The sequence below is a fragment of the Pseudanabaena minima str. Chao 2107 genome (assembly GCF_051131155.1).
In the GTDB taxonomy this organism is placed as follows: Bacteria; Cyanobacteriota; Cyanobacteriia; order Pseudanabaenales; family Pseudanabaenaceae; genus Pseudanabaena; species Pseudanabaena minima.
The window spans coordinates 2485267-2501692 of the sequence record NZ_CP159508.1 but is presented as its reverse complement, the minus strand read 5'-3'; the positions used below and the strand labels follow the sequence as shown (position 1 = coordinate 2501692).

18 protein-coding genes and 2 pseudogenes are annotated in these 16426 nt (G+C 41.7%); 9 read left to right on the top strand and 11 right to left on the bottom strand.

Translation table 11 applies throughout. The features are described 5' to 3' along the window. Positions 1-9: 9 nt before the first annotated feature. Positions 10-171, bottom strand: coding sequence for a hypothetical protein (locus ABM313_RS11390; RefSeq protein WP_434688070.1), 162 nt, complete (start codon positions 169-171; stop codon positions 10-12). A gap of 329 nt (positions 172-500) precedes the next feature. Here ABM313_RS11390 and ABM313_RS11385 point away from each other — a divergent pair, with 329 nt between their 5' ends. The 5 genes and pseudogenes from ABM313_RS11385 to ABM313_RS11365 all read left to right on the top strand — a co-directional run bounded on the left by ABM313_RS11385 (position 501) and on the right by ABM313_RS11365 (position 1878). Then, entirely contained in the window at positions 501-776 is a 276-nt protein-coding gene (locus ABM313_RS11385) for a hypothetical protein (RefSeq protein WP_434688069.1), read from the top strand. Positions 777-877: 101 nt separating this feature from the next. Then, a complete protein-coding gene (locus ABM313_RS11380) occupies positions 878-1216 on the top strand; it encodes a DUF433 domain-containing protein (protein ID WP_434688067.1) in 339 nt (112 codons plus the stop codon). After that, positions 1210-1317 (top strand): annotated as a pseudogene (locus ABM313_RS11375) (DUF5615 family PIN-like protein); the annotation flags it as partial. The gene ABM313_RS11380 and the pseudogene ABM313_RS11375, both read left to right, overlap by 7 nt. A 50-nt stretch (positions 1318-1367) precedes the next feature. Beyond that, complete coding sequence (locus ABM313_RS11370) at positions 1368-1643, top strand: BrnT family toxin (RefSeq protein WP_434688066.1); 276 nt, start codon at positions 1368-1370, stop codon at positions 1641-1643. Further along, positions 1612-1878, top strand: a complete 267-nt coding sequence (locus ABM313_RS11365) for a hypothetical protein (protein ID WP_434688064.1) — start codon at positions 1612-1614, stop codon at positions 1876-1878. Before ABM313_RS11370 ends, ABM313_RS11365 begins: the two co-directional genes overlap by 32 nt. Before the next feature lie 80 nt (positions 1879-1958). On the opposite strand, the gene ABM313_RS11360 is transcribed toward ABM313_RS11365, so the two are convergent. Together ABM313_RS11360 and ABM313_RS11355 are read right to left on the bottom strand one after the other, a co-directional pair. After that, complete coding sequence (locus tag ABM313_RS11360) at positions 1959-3314, bottom strand: TldD/PmbA family protein (protein ID WP_434688062.1); 1356 nt, start codon at positions 3312-3314, stop codon at positions 1959-1961. A gap of 115 nt (positions 3315-3429) precedes the next feature. Then, positions 3430-4224 carry a DevA family ABC transporter ATP-binding protein gene (locus ABM313_RS11355; protein WP_434688060.1) on the bottom strand — a complete coding sequence of 265 codons (795 nt, stop codon included), beginning with the start codon at positions 4222-4224 and terminating at the stop codon, positions 3430-3432. A 149-nt stretch (positions 4225-4373) separates the two neighbouring features. Here ABM313_RS11355 and ABM313_RS11350 point away from each other — a divergent pair, with 149 nt between their 5' ends. Beyond that, positions 4374-4922: a hypothetical protein gene (locus ABM313_RS11350; RefSeq protein WP_434688058.1), complete on the top strand. Its 549-nt coding sequence runs from the start codon at positions 4374-4376 to the stop codon at positions 4920-4922. A 129-nt stretch (positions 4923-5051) separates the two neighbouring features. Further along, a pseudogene (locus tag ABM313_RS11345) lies at positions 5052-5726 on the top strand (ABC transporter ATP-binding protein); the annotation flags it as partial. Between the two features lie 153 nt (positions 5727-5879). Here ABM313_RS11345 and ABM313_RS11340 read toward each other — a convergent pair. The 6 genes from ABM313_RS11340 to ABM313_RS11315 form a co-directional block, all read right to left on the bottom strand. After that, positions 5880-7403: an NADH-quinone oxidoreductase subunit M gene (locus tag ABM313_RS11340; protein ID WP_434688055.1), complete on the bottom strand. Its 1524-nt coding sequence runs from the start codon at positions 7401-7403 to the stop codon at positions 5880-5882. Positions 7404-7462: 59 nt separating this feature from the next. Next, a complete protein-coding gene (locus tag ABM313_RS11335) occupies positions 7463-9337 on the bottom strand; it encodes an NAD(P)H-quinone oxidoreductase subunit F (RefSeq protein ID WP_434688053.1) in 1875 nt (624 codons plus the stop codon). 267 nt (positions 9338-9604) lie between these two features. Next, positions 9605-9949 (bottom strand): heterocyst frequency control protein PatD, encoded by a 345-nt coding sequence (gene patD / locus ABM313_RS11330; protein ID WP_434688051.1) that lies wholly within the window; start codon positions 9947-9949, stop codon positions 9605-9607. A gap of 64 nt (positions 9950-10013) precedes the next feature. Beyond that, positions 10014-10256 (bottom strand): 2TM domain-containing protein, encoded by a 243-nt coding sequence (locus tag ABM313_RS11325; RefSeq protein WP_434688049.1) that lies wholly within the window; start codon positions 10254-10256, stop codon positions 10014-10016. Between the two features lie 99 nt (positions 10257-10355). Beyond that, positions 10356-11747 carry an argininosuccinate lyase gene (gene argH / locus ABM313_RS11320; protein WP_434688047.1) on the bottom strand — a complete coding sequence of 464 codons (1392 nt, stop codon included), beginning with the start codon at positions 11745-11747 and terminating at the stop codon, positions 10356-10358. Between the two features lie 122 nt (positions 11748-11869). Next, a complete protein-coding gene (locus tag ABM313_RS11315; RefSeq protein ID WP_434688046.1) occupies positions 11870-12547 on the bottom strand; it encodes a Uma2 family endonuclease in 678 nt (225 codons plus the stop codon). A 285-nt stretch (positions 12548-12832) separates the two neighbouring features. On the opposite strand from ABM313_RS11315, the gene ABM313_RS11310 reads away from it, so the two are divergent. Both ABM313_RS11310 and ABM313_RS11305 read left to right on the top strand, forming a co-directional pair. Further along, on the top strand, positions 12833-13123 hold the full coding sequence (locus ABM313_RS11310; protein ID WP_434688043.1) for a DUF3181 family protein: 291 nt from the start codon (positions 12833-12835) through the stop codon (positions 13121-13123). 57 nt (positions 13124-13180) lie between these two features. Continuing rightward, a complete protein-coding gene (locus ABM313_RS11305; RefSeq protein WP_434688042.1) occupies positions 13181-14509 on the top strand; it encodes a sensor histidine kinase in 1329 nt (442 codons plus the stop codon). A gap of 36 nt (positions 14510-14545) precedes the next feature. Here the strand turns inward: ABM313_RS11305 and ABM313_RS11300 are convergent, their stop codons facing one another. Then, complete coding sequence (locus ABM313_RS11300; RefSeq protein ID WP_434688040.1) at positions 14546-15196, bottom strand: rhomboid family intramembrane serine protease; 651 nt, start codon at positions 15194-15196, stop codon at positions 14546-14548. Between the two features lie 30 nt (positions 15197-15226). Beyond that, entirely contained in the window at positions 15227-16255 is a 1029-nt protein-coding gene (locus ABM313_RS11295; RefSeq protein WP_434688039.1) for an ABC transporter permease, read from the bottom strand. Positions 16256-16426 lie beyond the last annotated feature (171 nt).

Genomic DNA, 16426 nt, shown 5'->3' with positions numbered 1-16426 from the left:
TCACATCTGTTAAGGTTTAAAAACATTTTCCAAGCCTTTCTTAGCGCTTTCAATCATCAGATCGGCTGCCTGTGTAGATTGCCCTTTTGACGCAGCACTTGCTTTGGCGATATGCGCCAAAACAAACTGACTAACGAATGCACCAGCAGCGATACCTTTAAGAATGTTCATCTTTAACCTCTCCTGCAGTAAGCTAACACACTTTATTCTAACGGAATCTTATTCGGTGTGTAGTGTGATCGCCACTCTCACAGGTTGGGTTTCTACTACAAGCATAGAAATATTTACTGACCTTATCTTACGTGCAAGGAACATCTGTTTTTTGGAGAAGAGAAACACTAGCCTTAATTACTTTGAAGTAGTGCGATCGCCGATCTTGTAAGGTGCGTTCATGAAATATGACGCGCCTTATTTTTATTTCAACAAAATCAATCTATTCGGAGCAGTTTCTGGTCAGTTATAATGTCAGACAAGTTAGCGATATAGGGAAATTCACAATCATGGCAGTCCAACAACCCTGCTATAGCAAAGAAGAATTTGCCAAACGAGGCGATCTAATTTACCAAACGCAAATACGTTCACAGGTTGAATCTGGCAATCATGGCAAAATAGTTGCTATTGATATTGAAACTGGAGATTTTGAGTTAGCTAATTCAGCGATCTTAGCAGTTGATAAACTTTATGAACGTCAACCCGACGCTCAACCTTGGGTGATTCGGATTGGACATCGATCCGTCTTCCGTTTTGGCAGTCGCAGCCTGAAAAAGCCTGTATGATGTTCGGTGTAGTCAATAATAATTGTGAAGCAATCATCAAAGTTGTAGTCATTTGTATCGACTAGAATGGCACTAGAATCTTGTATGCCTAAATAACCACTATGCTCACGACATCCCAGACATATGTCTTACCCCTATCGACAAATTCTCATGGCACAATTTTAGTCGGTAATACTCGCGTAACACTCGATACAGTTATCTTCAGCTTTAATCAAGGCGCAACATCAGAAGAAATAGCATCTCGCTACCCCTCACTTAAGTTGTCTGATGTCTATAGTACAATTGCTTTCTATCTTGACCATCAGCAGGAAGTAGAAGAATATTTGCAACAGCGTCAGCTAAAAGCGCTGGAAGTCCGCAAACAAAATGAGTTGAGATTTGACACCCAAGGCTTGCGCGATCGCTTACTCGCCTGTCAAGCAGCAAAACATCCATGTTAAAACTACTTGCAGATGAAAACTTTGACAATCAAATTGTTAGGGGATTGTTAAGGCGCAACCCCAAACTTGATATTGTTCGAGTACAAGAAGTAGTACTTTCTGTTTGGTGGTAAACTTAAATTTTGGAATCGTAACAATCAGTATTGTTTAGATGAAGTTTGAATGGAATCCAGACAAAGCAAACTTGAACTTAAAAAAGCATGGTGTTTCATTCAACGAGGCATCTACTGTTTTCAAAGATCCTTTATCTGTGACGTTCCCTGATCCAGATCACTCTTTCGGTGAGGAGCGTTACGTTATCATTGGATTATCAAGTGCTAACCGTATCCTGATAGTCCCACATACAGATCGAGCAGATCGAGTTCGGATAATCAGTGCACGAGAGGCAACCCGAAATGAGCGGAGGTTTTACGAAGATGGAGAATAGCCAAGACATAAAAGACGATTTACGTCCTGAGTACGACTTTAGCAGGATGAAAGGTGGTGTTAGAGGGAAATATGTCGAACGCTACAGAACAGGAACAAACATAGTATTACTTGATCCTGATGTTGCTCAAGCATTTCCAACTAGTGAAGCAGTTAACGAAGCACTTCGGCTGCTCATGCAAATTGCCCAAAGGCAGAAACCTAACAATGCTTTGGAGCCGACCTCTCAAATATGATCTTTAAAATCCAAAGGTTATCTTTGGCAGAGCAACTGCATTGCTAAGCCAAACTGATAAGTCGATTGATGTCGTGTTTGTTACAGAGTGAATGTAAAGTCTTTGACTAACATTCCTGGAACTAGAATACCGCCAAGCGATCGCGTTTCATAGGTTCCTGTGTTAGGAATAAATTCGCGAAAATCGGTAAAAGCTTCAAGATTTTCGCCGAGAAAGTCATAGATACTATCATCAAAACGTAGATTCTCAATGGGAGCGATAAACTCACCATTCTCAACCCAGAAGCAAGCATAGCGAGTCATACCCGTGATACGACCACCACTGCGATCGCTCCAATTGAGATAATGCAAATTGGATAGATAAAGTCCCGTATCTAGTTGTTTGAGTATGTCAGACTCAGCTAAACTTCCTGCGGCAACTTCAGGAGATCGCATTGATTCACCTTCATCAGCACCATTGGCGACCTTGCCATATTCCTTCGCACTGCGCGAACTTACCAAAGTATTAACAAGTTTTCCCTCAGCAATGATTGGTAAATATTCAGGAGCAACCTCTCCTAAATCGTTAAAACGAGGTACATTCCCATAGGAGAAGTTCTCACTAATGGATAGTAATGGAGAGAGAGTTCGTTCTTGATTCTTTAACTTTAAAAGAGCGCTACTACTCTGCTGTAACCCAGACTCCCCAGCACTCCAAGTCAAAAAGCCCAATAGCTCCGATGAAGCCGCAGGCGCAAAGTAAGTACGGTACTGACCACGCTCTAACGTTTTACTTGGCTTTTGCAAGGCTACTAATTGTTGCTGAGAGCGATTAATCTGTAATTTATAAGCCTGCGGTTCCCAATCTTTGCCAGCATAAATGCCTTTAACTGCCTTTTCGCCTGAATCAGTCTGGACAAACATCGAATAGTCAACAAAAAAAGAATCCGTCGCAAACCAATGTCTTTGACCTGCGGAGTTCGCATTAGCTCGAATTACCGAACCTGAAGCATAGAAGCCTGTAAAATCAACATCATTCACTGGCGCGAGAATTGTGGCGATCGCCTCCTCTGGATTTAACAAATTACCTTGATAAACCTCACGACTGGAGCCTTGGTTCTCAGGAATGACCAGATAAGGATTTTCAGGGATTTGAGCAACTTCTTGCCTAAGATAATCGAGATTAGCGATCGCATAAGCCATATCAACTTCGCGATCGCCTGTAAATGGAAACTTAGCAAAAGCTTCACGCTGATTATAAATTAGCAAAATGGTCACATTCCCATCGGCGACCACTCCTGACTGTCGGACTTTGGCATGGTTAAATCTAGTGAATTGACTACGCTCACTCTCTAAGTTAATCGTTAAATGTTCACCATGATGCAGACTATCAATCAAGCGATCGGCGAGTTGATAAAATGCTTTTTCTAGAGACTGTTCTTCTAGATGTCTGCTCATCAAAAAATTAACTCCAAATAAATTAATTACTGCCTACAGAAAATTTTTGAAAGCGCCGCTTTCAAAAATTTTCTGTAGATAAGTATAGGCGGCGCAAAGCACCAACCATACTTATCTACAGCATAAATGTACGCGAATCAACACCTGAAGTATCTCGATTTGCCAGAAAATCATTCATTACATTGTCAGATTCTAAATTGCCATCCACCAAGTTAATAATGCGATCGGCAACATCAAGGATACGGTTGTCATGGGTCACCATCAAAATGGTGATGTTTTCCTCCTTAGCCATTTTTTGCATCAAAGTCACCACATCTCGCCCAGATTTTTTATCTAGGGCCGCCGTTGGCTCATCCGCAAGGATTAAACTTGGACGATTGACCAAAGCCCTTGCGATCGCCACCCGTTGCTTTTGTCCACCCGATAGAGCATGAGGCTTATAGTCAACCCTCTCTCCTAGCCCAAGCTGCGTCAAAATCTCCGCCGCTTTATTCGATGCCATCGCATTACCACCCTCATGGGTAAATAGATCCGTGGACATCATCACATTTTGTCTTGCTGTCAAAGAATGAAAGAGGTTATGCGCCTGAAATATAAAGCCAATATTTTTACGGATTTGCACTAATTTTTTAGGATTTAGCCCTTTCAGCTCCTGACCCAAAACTTTTAGACTACCCTCTTGGATTGTCCGTAAAGCCCCTATTAAAGTTAGAAGAGTGGTTTTACCTGAGCCAGATGGTCCCGTAAGGATCACAATTTGTCCAGGGTAGATCTCTAGATTGATGTCAAATAAAACCTGCTTAAATAAATCTCCTTCACCGTAATGAAAATTTAAATTGCGGATTTGGACTGATGGCTCGAAGTTCGGAGATAAAGACTGTGGCGTAGAATCTAGATAGGTATCGAGCATAAGCTAGTGTCCCGTAAGCAAAATAAATAAAAAATTATAAGATTTATTCAAACTATCAATGAAGCTCTCAGACTATATTAATTATGGCAGGTGCATTTATTACCTGTGCAGTCAAATCTACTTAATTATTCATTAAAGGTTCTAAAATTATGGCATCACGAACCTTAGTCAAAAATTATGTCGCACAATGGATGCAAATGGGCAAAACCGTAAGCTTGTCTACTCAAGGTGAACAAGTTCGGCTCTATAAGATTTTGCAAGGGGAAAAATACTCACCTTCATTTAACCAACTTTGGGATGAAATCAGTACTACTAAAGCCAAAGAAGCCTATTTAAGTGGTACTGATCAAACCGTTAGCGACTTACTTAGCAATAAATGGGAAATTATTGCTTGCGCCCGTTGTAATTTGCTTGTGCCATCCGTTGATATAGGTCCAAGGACACCAGTTTGCTGTCCATGTGATGACTTACCAAACCATCCCAATCTTGACTTGGTTTCCCCCCATGTACCAGTCACTTTGGCATCACATCTTGATGACCTATGCGATCGCCTCGCGTTGAAGTCAGAAGATCAAAACCAAGAAGATCCAGAAGAGTCCCACGACGATGCCTATACATCTGACGAAGAAAATACCCAATCTATACATAATCTCAAAAATTCAATTTTAAAGCTCGTCAAATCTAGTCAATCGGACTAATTTTTAGACTGATGATATTATTAGTATCCCTTTAAAATAAGGAAGTGATAATGACGCGGCTTCGCCGCGTCATTATCACTTCCTTATTAAATTGCAAAATTCTTACCGATACCATTTAAGAACTTACAAATGTCTGATGTCGTAATTCGGGTCGAAAATTTAAGTAAGAAGTATATTATTGGTCACCAAAAGCAAGAACGCTACACCGCTTTACGTGATGTGATCACCAATGGAGCCAGATCTTTGTGGCAGGGAATAACTGGCGATCGTCAAGCAAAAACTGATGATCTTAGTGAGGAGTTCTGGGCGCTCAAAGATGTCTCCTTTGACATTAAGCAAGGCGATCGCGTAGGCATTATTGGACGCAATGGTGCAGGTAAATCCACTCTTCTCAAAATTCTTAGTCGCATCACTGAACCAACCTCAGGCAAAATCTCCATTAAAGGTCGAGTCGCTAGTCTCTTAGAAGTCGGCACAGGTTTCCATCCAGAATTAACTGGTCGAGAGAATATATATCTCAATGGCGCAATCTTGGGAATGGATCGAGATGAGATTAAGAAAAAATTTGATGAAATAGTTGCCTTTGCAGTAGCCGCACATCTAGAGCCAGAGATTTTGATTGTCGATGAAGTGTTAGCGGTAGGCGATGCTCAGTTTCAGAAGAAGTGTTTAGAAAAGATAGAAGATGTAGCAGAAAAAGAAGGGCGAACTGTTCTATTTGTTAGTCATAATATGGGAGCAGTGAGATCTCTATGTAGTCAAGGCTTTGTTTTAAATGCAGGTGATTTAATTTATTCGGGTTCTATAGTAGTCCTATATCATTTGTGGATTTTTTTGTTTTGTGGAAGGACACCCCATCGGGGTGTCCTTCCACAAAACATTTAGGATTGCTATATATAAAAAGATTTTGTAAATCCTTGATTAAAAGGCTTGCTTTGCAAGCCTTTTAATCAAGGATTAAGTTGATTGCACTAAAGCAATTTGAGTTAGTTTAGTGTGATTTGGGGCGATCGCCTTTGCTGAACTCTCGATTATTTGGGTCGCGAAATTGGGGATTAATCCAAAGAAAACAATGATTAGGGCTAGGGCGATCGCAGGAAATTTTTCTTGCCATTTGGCAAAGGGAAAATTACTAATCGGGGGGGTATTCACAGTTTTCTCAACCGCAAGACGACCGAAAAATACGCGATCAATCATGATGAGGAAATAAACAGCCGTTAAACCAGTGCCAATCATGCAGAGAAGTGTTTGTATAGGGAAAACTGCAAAGCTACTACGAAAAATCACAAATTCCGCAATAAATCCCACCATGCCTGGTGTACCTGCACTTGCCATTGCTGCCAAGATCATCAGTGAACCTGTGATCGGTAAGCCACGTTCAGGATTGAGTAATCCATTCAGGGAATTGATATTGCGAGTGCCCGTTTTTTTGTAAACGATCCCTACCAAAATAAATAACAGTGCTGAAATTAGACCATGACTAATCATTTGGAAGGTTGCGCCCACTAGGGAAAGGGGCGTAGCCGCAGCTAAGGCGAGGAGAATATAACCCATATGTCCAACGGAGCTATAGGCAACCATTTTTTTCATGTCAGTTTGATTGATGGCGGTGAGGCATCCATAAATCACACTGACTACAGCCCAGCCTGCTAGAAAAGGAGCGATCGCTTGCCATGCGTCTGGTAATAGTCCTAGTCCAAAGCGCAATAAACCATAGGTTCCCAATTTTAGTAGAACGCCAGCAAGTAATGTGGAGACTGGGGTTGATGCTTCAACGTGAGCATCAGGTAACCATGTATGCAATGGCACAATCGGAATCTTGATACCGAATCCAAGGAGTAGCAGAATTAGCAAAATTCCTTTGGTGGTTGTGGATACTCCTTCGAGATTTAAGTCTTGATAGTTAAAGGTAAAGGCGGTTCCATCAGCACTGCCAAAGACTGCCATACCAAAGAAAGCTGCTAAGAGCAGAACGCCTGAGATAGCAGTGTAAATTAAAAATTTGGTGGCTGCGTAGCCACGTTTCTCGCCGCCCCAAATGGCGATTAAGAGATAGAGCGGAATTAGTTCGACTTCAAAAAACAGGAAAAAGAGGAGAAGATTTTGAGCAAGAAAAGCTCCATTGACACCACCACCGAGTATTAATATTAATGGAAAATATAGTCGAGGGCGTTGAATATCATTGCTGATGTAGATGGCGATAATCAGTAGCAATCCATTCAGTAAGACCAATGGAAAAGATAGACCATCTACACCTAATCGATAGGTCAGTCCAATGGGATCTAACCAAGCTAAGGATTCACCTAATTGGATTGTGGCAAGACTAATATCAAATTTAGTGAGTAAGAAGATTGACCAACCAAATGTGGCGATCGTTATTCCCAGTGATATTCGGCGTAACTGCTGGGAGTCGAGGAACGCTCCTAGTAAAACGATCAACAGCGCACCTGCGATCGGAACCCACACTAATGTACTAAGCATATTTTATAAAAAATGATAATTAAAAAAATTAAGAGTTCAGCGCCTAAAGCGCCTAACTCTTAATGGAGACCATAAAAAGCAGCAAAGCCGATCAGAATCAGTCCAATCATGATCGTCAACACATACTGCTGTAATCGACCTGTCACCGTATACTTCAGACTTTCGCCACTAAATATCGAGGCAAATCCCAAAAAATTGACGGAGCCATCAACTAAGTAGCGATCTATCCAAGCTAAAACCTTAGAGCCACCACCCACGATTAAGACCACCGTATATTTATAAATAGCCTGTACATAGAGATCGTAGGCAAGTAAATCCTGTACCGCTTTCCATGAACTGCGAAGAAATCTTGGAGGCATAGGTACTGAAATGCTAGTGGCATAATATGGCTTGATATATATATATGCACCCACACCAAAACCCAATAAGCCTGAAGCTGATAACACTGCTGTACCCCAAATATCGACTGTATTTAAGTCAATATCTACGAATTCCCATGATGGAAGTAAGATGGGAACTAGTAAAGTGATGATTGTCAGTGAGACTAATGGAAGTGCGACTTGCCAAGCGACTTCTGGAACACGTCGGGTTTTGGGTTGAATGGGTCCAAGGAATACCAGTGCAAACATTCGCATCAGTCCAAAGGCGGTAATGCTATTCACTAATAAGGCGATCGCAATTAGCCAAGGGTCACTGTTCCAAAAAGTTTCTTCCCAGCGTAAGAGCGTCCAAAATCCCCCAAAAGGAACCAGTCCTACTAATCCTAGCGAGCCAACAATGAAGGCGACTAAGGTGGCGGGCATTCTCGTTTTGATGCCTCCCATTTCCGTAAGATCTTGGGTTACGGTAGACATCATTACAGCCCCTGAACTCAGGAAGAGTAAAGATTTGCTGATACCATGACTAAAGAGTAGTCCCAAAGCTAGATCAGGTTGTTGCATCCCCACCGCGATGAAAACTAAACCGAGGTAGGCACTGGTTGAGTGAGATAGAGCGCGTTTCATGTCAATTTGGGCGATCGCTACTAACGAAGCACCGATCGCGGTAATTGCACCAATAATTACCGAGACTTCCGCCGCTACTGGAAACAAAGACAATACAGGCTGAAACTTGATCAGCACATAGGCTCCAGCGCCCACAACTACCGAATTTCGTAAAATCGAAGCTGGGTTCGGACCCTCCATCGCCTCATCAAGCCAGAGGTGCAGTGGGAACTGAGCGCATTTACCTAATGGACCTGCAATTAGAGCTAGTCCTAATAAAGTGCCAAATTGTTGATGTTCAGCAAAATAGGCGATCGTTTGTGGTGCATCAGCCCATGACTTTAAATCCGAAAAATTCAAGCTGTCCGTAAGATTGGCAAGAGTAACCACACCCATCAACAAAAACAAGTCGCCGACACGCTTTGTCCAAAAAGCATCTCTTGCTGCGGTAACTACTAGGGGCTGTGCATACCAAAAGCCAACTAATAAGTAGGTGGAGAGGGTAAGCATTTCCAATAAGGCGTAGCTGAAAAATAAGGAATCGCTAAAGGCAATCCCTGTAATGGCTGCTTCAAAAAAGCCAATTAAGGCGCAAAATCGAGCGATCGCCCAATCATTTTCTAGCGATCCTAGCCCGTAGACCTGTGAGATTAAGCTCATGGTGGCAATCATCACTGATGCACCAGTGCTAATTGTGGAAAGCTCAAAGGAGCAAGCGATATTTAGATCAAACGCTTGGAACCATATAAACTCAAATTGTTGAGGAGGCTGCCCCCAAACGGATGTTAACAACCAACAGCTATGTACTAAGGCAAGGGCTGTCATTAACATATTTAGGTAAACCGCAGGACGGGGACCAGTACGACGAATTACCCTTAGTGACCAAGGTAATGTCAACCCTGCGCCCAGCAAACCATAGCAAGGAAGTAACCAAGCTGTTTCTAGGATCATTGATTCTACTATAGAGTTTTTACTATGTTTATATTAAAATCTATCGATTGTTCCATAAGTCTACATCAAAATGTTTCGTGTCTCAGTCTTCAAACTAAAGAATAATTCTATCTTTTGAGAGATTGCAAATCTTACCCAGAGAGGGTTTTATCAAAAGCTATATTTCCATAGAAAAGAAGCATTCCTAGTCCTATTCCAAGGCTAAATTAGGACAAAAACCAAAAAATAGGATGGCGGTGCTAAGCACCGCCATCCTATTTTTTGGGTCTAATGCATTTGGAAATAGCGCTCTAATAAAGTAAAGCGATCACAGGCTTGTTGATGTCGCTTTTGCCATGTGGCTTGACTGCGGGAAGTTTGCAACATGCTTAAATCCACCTTGAGCATTTTTAATTGTTTATCAATTTCCACTTGTAAAGATAAATTTTGGGGCGTAATCTCTAAATTGGTATTGATAATTTTTGACTGAAAAAACTGTTGGATATCATCAAGCGATCGCTGCCAATCTTTCACAATTTTAGGTGTGGGTTGTGATTGTGGAGCGATCGATATTTGCAATGCTTCTAACTGTTTTTGCAAATCATCAATCAAAGCTCCATAATCCTGTATCACTTCATAAACCCTATTTTTATAAAAATTAGACTTCTAGCCACAAATTTAATACAGCTTTATTATTTCAAGCTTTCTGGATTGGCTTTTCTTGAGTCAATACCCAAATCCCATGAACGAGGATCAGGATTCCCCAGATCACGGCAACCCAAATTGACCAGATCCAGACCTTCTCAGTAATTGACTGGATAAACCACATACAGGTCATACAAGCCGAATAGATAGCAAGATGTAGATAAAAGTTGACTCTGCGTTCGAGGTTTTGGTATTCAGGATCGTTGGGATCTGGTGGTTTTGATAACTTGGGCATAGAAAATCGAAAATTTGGCAAAGTTAACTAAAACTTATGCTAACGCAAAAGCATCCAAAAATTAGTGTCAGCACGAAGTGCTGACACTAATTTTTGGTTTTAAGCAATAAGTTTTTTGGCAGCTTCTACTTGGATTCTGATTTGCTCATAGCCAGTGCCACCGTAACTATTACGCACCTTAACGACCTGTGCAGGAGTGATCGCCTCGACAATGTCGGCTTCAAACTGAGGATGAAAAGTTTGCCAACGTTCTACTGACAAATCCTTGAGTAAAATCCCTTCACTAGTACAGGTTTTCACAAGTTTGCCAACCAGTTGATATGCCTCACGGAAAGGAACTCCTTTAGATGCGAGATAATCAGCAACATCAGTCGCATTAGAGAAGTCCTCCGCAACTGCCTCAGCAAGACGTTGAGTCTGAAATTCGATCCCTTCATCAATCAAAATTGTCATAGCTTCCAAACAAGCCCGAACTGTGACCACTGCATCAAAGATCCCTTCCTTATCCTCTTGCATATCCTTGTTGTAAGCCAGAGGTAAGCCCTTGATAATTGTCAGTAAACCTTGCAAATGTCCAAATACCCGTCCTGTTTTGCCACGCACCAATTCGGGAACGTCAGGATTTTTCTTTTGGGGCATGATGCTAGAGCCTGTACTGACGCGATCGCTGAGTTTTACAAAACTAAATTCCTGTGATGACCAAAGAATTACTTCTTCAGAAAGGCGGCTGAGATGCACCATGATTAGACTCGCAGCGCAGAGAAATTCTACGGCAAAGTCGCGATCGGATACACCATCAAGGCTATTGCGTCCTACGGAACCAAAATCTAAAAGTTCGGCGGTGTAATGGCGATCGATGGGGTGAGGTGTTCCTGCTAATGCGCCCGAACCAAGAGGGCAAACATTGACCCTTTGATAGATTTCATCAAGTCTTGTCCAGTCACGCTGCGCCATCTCAAAATAAGCAAGAAGATGATGGGCGAGGCTGATCGGCTGGGCGCGTTGCAGATGTGTATATCCTGGGATAAAAGTCTCGATATACTGCTCAGCTTTATTCACTAAAGTTTGTTGCCAAGTTCTGATATCCGTTTGAATTTTGCGAATCTGGTCACGCAAATATAAACGCACATCGGTAGCAACCTGATCATTACGCGATCGCGCGGTATGCACTTTTTTCCCAACATCACCGATTAACTCCGTCAGGCGACGCTCTACCGCAAAATGCACATCTTCAGCGTCAACCCCTGGGTTAAAATTTCCAGACCGATATTCTTGACGGATTTGCTCTAAACCATTAACAAGCATTTCCCCTTCTTCGGCACTAATGATCCCTACTTTCGCCAACATTCGCGAGTGCGCTTGCGATCCTGTGATGTCATATTCAATTAAATTAATGTCAAAACTGATACTGGCATTAAATCGCGCGATCGCAGGATGTAGCGCTGTCTCGAAACGCTGACTCCAAGGTTGGGGGGCTGTTGGCTGGCTCATACAAAAAAACTGTAGTACTTGAAGATTTAGTTTACTTTTTGAAAGGCGGTTTTGCGCTTTTTTGTTATGAACTCATCATTTGTAGAAACCAAAATAGATTTTCGTCACTTTGCACCAACAATCTATTTTGGTTTCTGCTGACTTAGCCTTTGTCTGAGCCATGCTCTAAACTCACGAATCAATTTGTTGTCATCCGTTGATTCTGATAAAGCCAAGAAGCGCTCTAAAACCTCGCCAGACATTATTGGAAAAGTGACACTATATTCTTGTTCTATATACTCAGAGTCTCGTAAATTGTAGATTTTTATCCCTGTTCTGGTATATCTCCAAATTTCGGGTACGCCTAACTGTTTGTAAATATCCAATCTGCGGATGCTAGAACTATGAACGTCAACTTCAACCACGAGATCGGGGGCAGGATCTTTTTCAATATCTATCTGAAATCTGCGAACGAGATGAGCATTTTGAATGTAAAAACATGAGTCTGGCTCTACACCAACTTCTAAATCTTTGCGATTAAAGGTTGTCGAACCAAAGCTTTTGATATCTAGCTCTAGTTCTTCAGTCAATGTGACAATAATTCTCTCTAGGAGACGATTAATAGCTTCATGAAATTCTAATGGCATTTTGATTTCTAAGGTTCCGAGATCGTAGGCTAAGCGAATAGAGCGATGGTCGCCCATATCAGCCAGCATGGCTTGATAGGTTTGCCAGCTAATATTTTTTAGTACAGCATTACTCGCACTACTAATGTTTGTTGTAGTAATTTCTGGCTTGAGAGGGAGGGGAGTAGTAGTCATAAATTTGCGATCGCGCAACACAAATGATCATAATTTAATCTGTCATATTGTCCTAGTCTTGTGTAATTCAGATGTAGCGATCGTTATCATGTAAGAAACCATTTAAGAATGACTTTCTATGGTCAAAAGCTCTAAGAGATCCCCCTCAATCCCCCTTAAAAAGGGGGAAGAAGATAATTCTCCCCCCTTTTTAAGGGGGGCTGGGGGGGATCTAGACAATTCTTAAAATGGTTTCTAAGACACTTACATGATAATGATCGCTATAAATCACCAATTACGAGACAAATGAGTACATCAGAACGTATTGAACAACTAGCCGCCATCATTGCCGAAGATGTTTATATTGACATTGCTAAGTGGCACTTGTACTTAAATGACGCGCATTTGCATCGTCCGTTAGCGGAAAAATTCTATCCCATGTTGCTAAAAGGGATTCAGTCGGCGGATGTCACTAAAGTATTAAATGAAACGATGATTGCGATCGGTGGTGGTAATCGTGAAATTCCTTTAAGTGACTTGATTCCTAAGTCTTGTCAAAATCGATTAGTAACGATTTTAGAAGAGTTTGAATATTAAACCTAAGCCCTGTAGCGCACGCACAGCGTGCGCTACAGCTTTGCCATTAAATTACTCATGACCATTGCTACTCCTAATCCTGTCTTTCAGTCAATGCGCCGCCGTCTGGCGCTATGGTATGCGATTGTCACGGCAATTTTATTAATTGTGTTTGCGACAGGATTCTATCTATATGTGCAGACAACCTTAATCGATCGCATTGACGACACCATTGACCATGTTGCTGAAGTAATCGAGCGATCGCTGATTCGGTCTAACTTAATTGATTTAGAATCAGATTTCAGTCAAAACTTTTCGGCAAATGCTCAAGCGATCGATGCTGATCATATTGATATTGACTGGTTTAGCCCCAGTGGTGAAATTCTCTGGACAACTAATACGAATACTGAATCATTACAACAGCGAGAGAAGGGAATCTTACAACCCGTCTATCGCACTGTTCATTTGTCAGAAGCAGAGCCATTGCGACAGATGACTGAGCCGATTGTGATTAATGGAAAACTATTGGGATATTTGCGAATTAGTCATCCTTGGTTTGAAGTTACCAAACCCGTTAAGCAGTTGTTTCTCGACTTAGCGATCGGTACAACGCTGATGGTATTTGTGGTTTTACTATGTGGTTGGTGGTTAGCAGGGATCGCCATGGAACCTGTACGCGAATCCTATCAACGTTTAAAACAGTTCACTGCCGATGCTTCCCATGAGCTTCGCAATCCGATCGCCGTAATTCAAACTAATGTCCAAGTTGCCCTTGCCGATCCTAGTCCTGAGCTAGAATTTCAGCGATCGCAACTAGAAGCAATTGAGAGAATTACCAGACGGTTAGGTAGATTAATCGAAGATTTACTATTTTTAGCAAGACATGATGGTGGCATTACTAATCAGAGGCGTGAGCCTTGCAATTTATCGCAAATATTGAGGGAAGTGGGTGAAGAGCAACAGACGATCGCTCAACAAAAACAAATCTCTTTGGATCTACCTAGCTTAGAGCCAAAACTAATTGTGGCAGGCGATCGCGATCGTTTAGGGCGTTTGTTTACTAATCTAGTCAGTAATGCGATCGCCTATACTCCCGCAGGTGGTAAAGTCCAAATTACCGCGCAACTAATCGCTTCTCAAAATCAAATTCAAATTCAAGTTCAAGATACTGGTCTGGGGATTCCTGAAGCAGAACTATCTCAAATTTTTGAGCGTTTCTATCGCTACCAACCACAAAAAAACATTAAATCTAGTTCTAAATCTAGTAATCTCTACACCAGTGGTTCTGGGCTAGGATTAGCAATTGCCAAAGCGATCGCCGAAAGTCATCATGGACAAATTAAGGTGGAGAGTAAGGTCGGTCAGGGAACCACCTTTACGGTAAGTTTTTTAAACTCTAATCTTTAGGCAATATATAGCGATCGCCAAGTGACCGCGATCTATTTAATCTTTAGAACGTCTTGAGAGTAAAAACATAGCGATCGCGCCGATTACAAAACCGCTAATGTGAGCGAAATACGCCACTCCTGGCAAGTTAGGATTTGCCATTGCAGCATAAATAGTTTGTCCTGCAATCCATAAACCTAAAAATACAGCCGCAGGAATAGGAATTGCTGTGATAAAAATCCCTAAAAATACTAGACTCAAAATCCTTGCACGTGGAAACCTGACTAAATATGCACCCATTACACCTGATATTGCGCCACTCGCTCCCACCATTGGTACTAGTGACATAGGAGCAGTGATTACCTGCACCAATCCTGCTACAACTCCACAAAGCAAATAGAAAAATAAAAACTTCCAATGCCCAAGTTGATCTTCAATATTATTGCCAAATAAATAGAGAAACCACATGTTCCCAACTAAATGGAAGATACTGGCATGAAGAAACTGTGATGAGAATAAAGCGATCGCTTCTTTTGAAGGGTTAGCAATTAATTCCTTTGGAACTAAAGCCCAATTGTCCAGCCATTCACCAAGTTGAAAGTTTGGCAAACTGACCTGATATCCAAAAATCAGTACATTTACCAAAATCAGCGCATAAACGACTACGGAAGTATCTTGGGTTGGATTGTCATCATGTAGGGGAAACATTGCTAACCATAAGCGACAGCTTTATCGATTTTATTCCATATCATCAAGCTTGATGCGGGGATCGACAGCTTTAAGTAGTAGGTCGCCAATGAGATTACCGACTACTAACATCAAAGTTCCTAACATTAGTCCTGCCATGACCAGATTCGTATCTTTTTCTTTGGTTGCGTCCAGCAATAACTTGCCTAATCCCGGCCAGCTAAAAAAGAACTCGGTAATAAATGCTCCACCTAGTAATCCCCCAAACTCAAATCCCAACAATGTAATTAAAGGATTGATGGCATTGCGGAGAGCATGGACATAGATCACCTTATTCTCAGGTAAACCCTTGGCACGAGCTGTTTTGATGTAGTCTTGCCGCAACACATCTAGCAAACTACCGCGCATAATCCTTTGCAATCCTGCAAAGCTAACTACTGTCAAAGTCAAAATGGGCAAGATCATGTGATGGCTAATATCGAGGAACTTGCCAAAGGGGGAGAGATCGGCAAAATCAATGCTAGTCATACCGCCTACAGGAAACCAACCCGTATTTTGCGCCAACATCAATAATAAGATTGCCAATACAAAGCTAGGAAAACCCTGTGTCGCATAGCTAACTATTTGGATCAGGCGATCGCTCAAAGTATTTTGTTTAACGGCGCTGTAAATACCGAGGGGGATTGCCAAAAGCCATGTCGTAAACAAGGAAGCAAGAGACATCATCAATGTATTACCTGCACGCTCCACAATTAGAGGTGTGACAGGTGCTAAGCCTTGACAACGTACTCCTAAATCACCACCTAAAGTATTTTGCAACCACAGAAGATACTGCACTATTTCAGGTTTATCGTAGTTCAGTTGCTTTTCTAACTGTTCGATGGTCTTTTTAGGCGTACTAGGATTATTTCTCAGTTCGGAAAAGCAATTTCCGGGGGACTTAGTAATTGCAAAAAAACTTAAAATTGACACGCCTAAAACGACAATAATCGCTTGTCCCAGACGCTTTACTACAAAACCAGTTGTATCGTTAATGATCAAGCGCCAGAAAGAGCGATTTCCTTGATTTGCAGTTGTCATAGCTCAAAGTTGCTTAATCGTTTAGGTCACTTACTATGCAGTTATATTAATCTAAATTCGTGTGTAAGCGTTTAGCTCATTAGCGCGATCGCGCCAAGTTATATGGCTGTAGTCAGTCTTGTTACTCCCTTCCCAGTCAAGAAATAGCGTTGCGGGGCGAAGCCCCGCAAC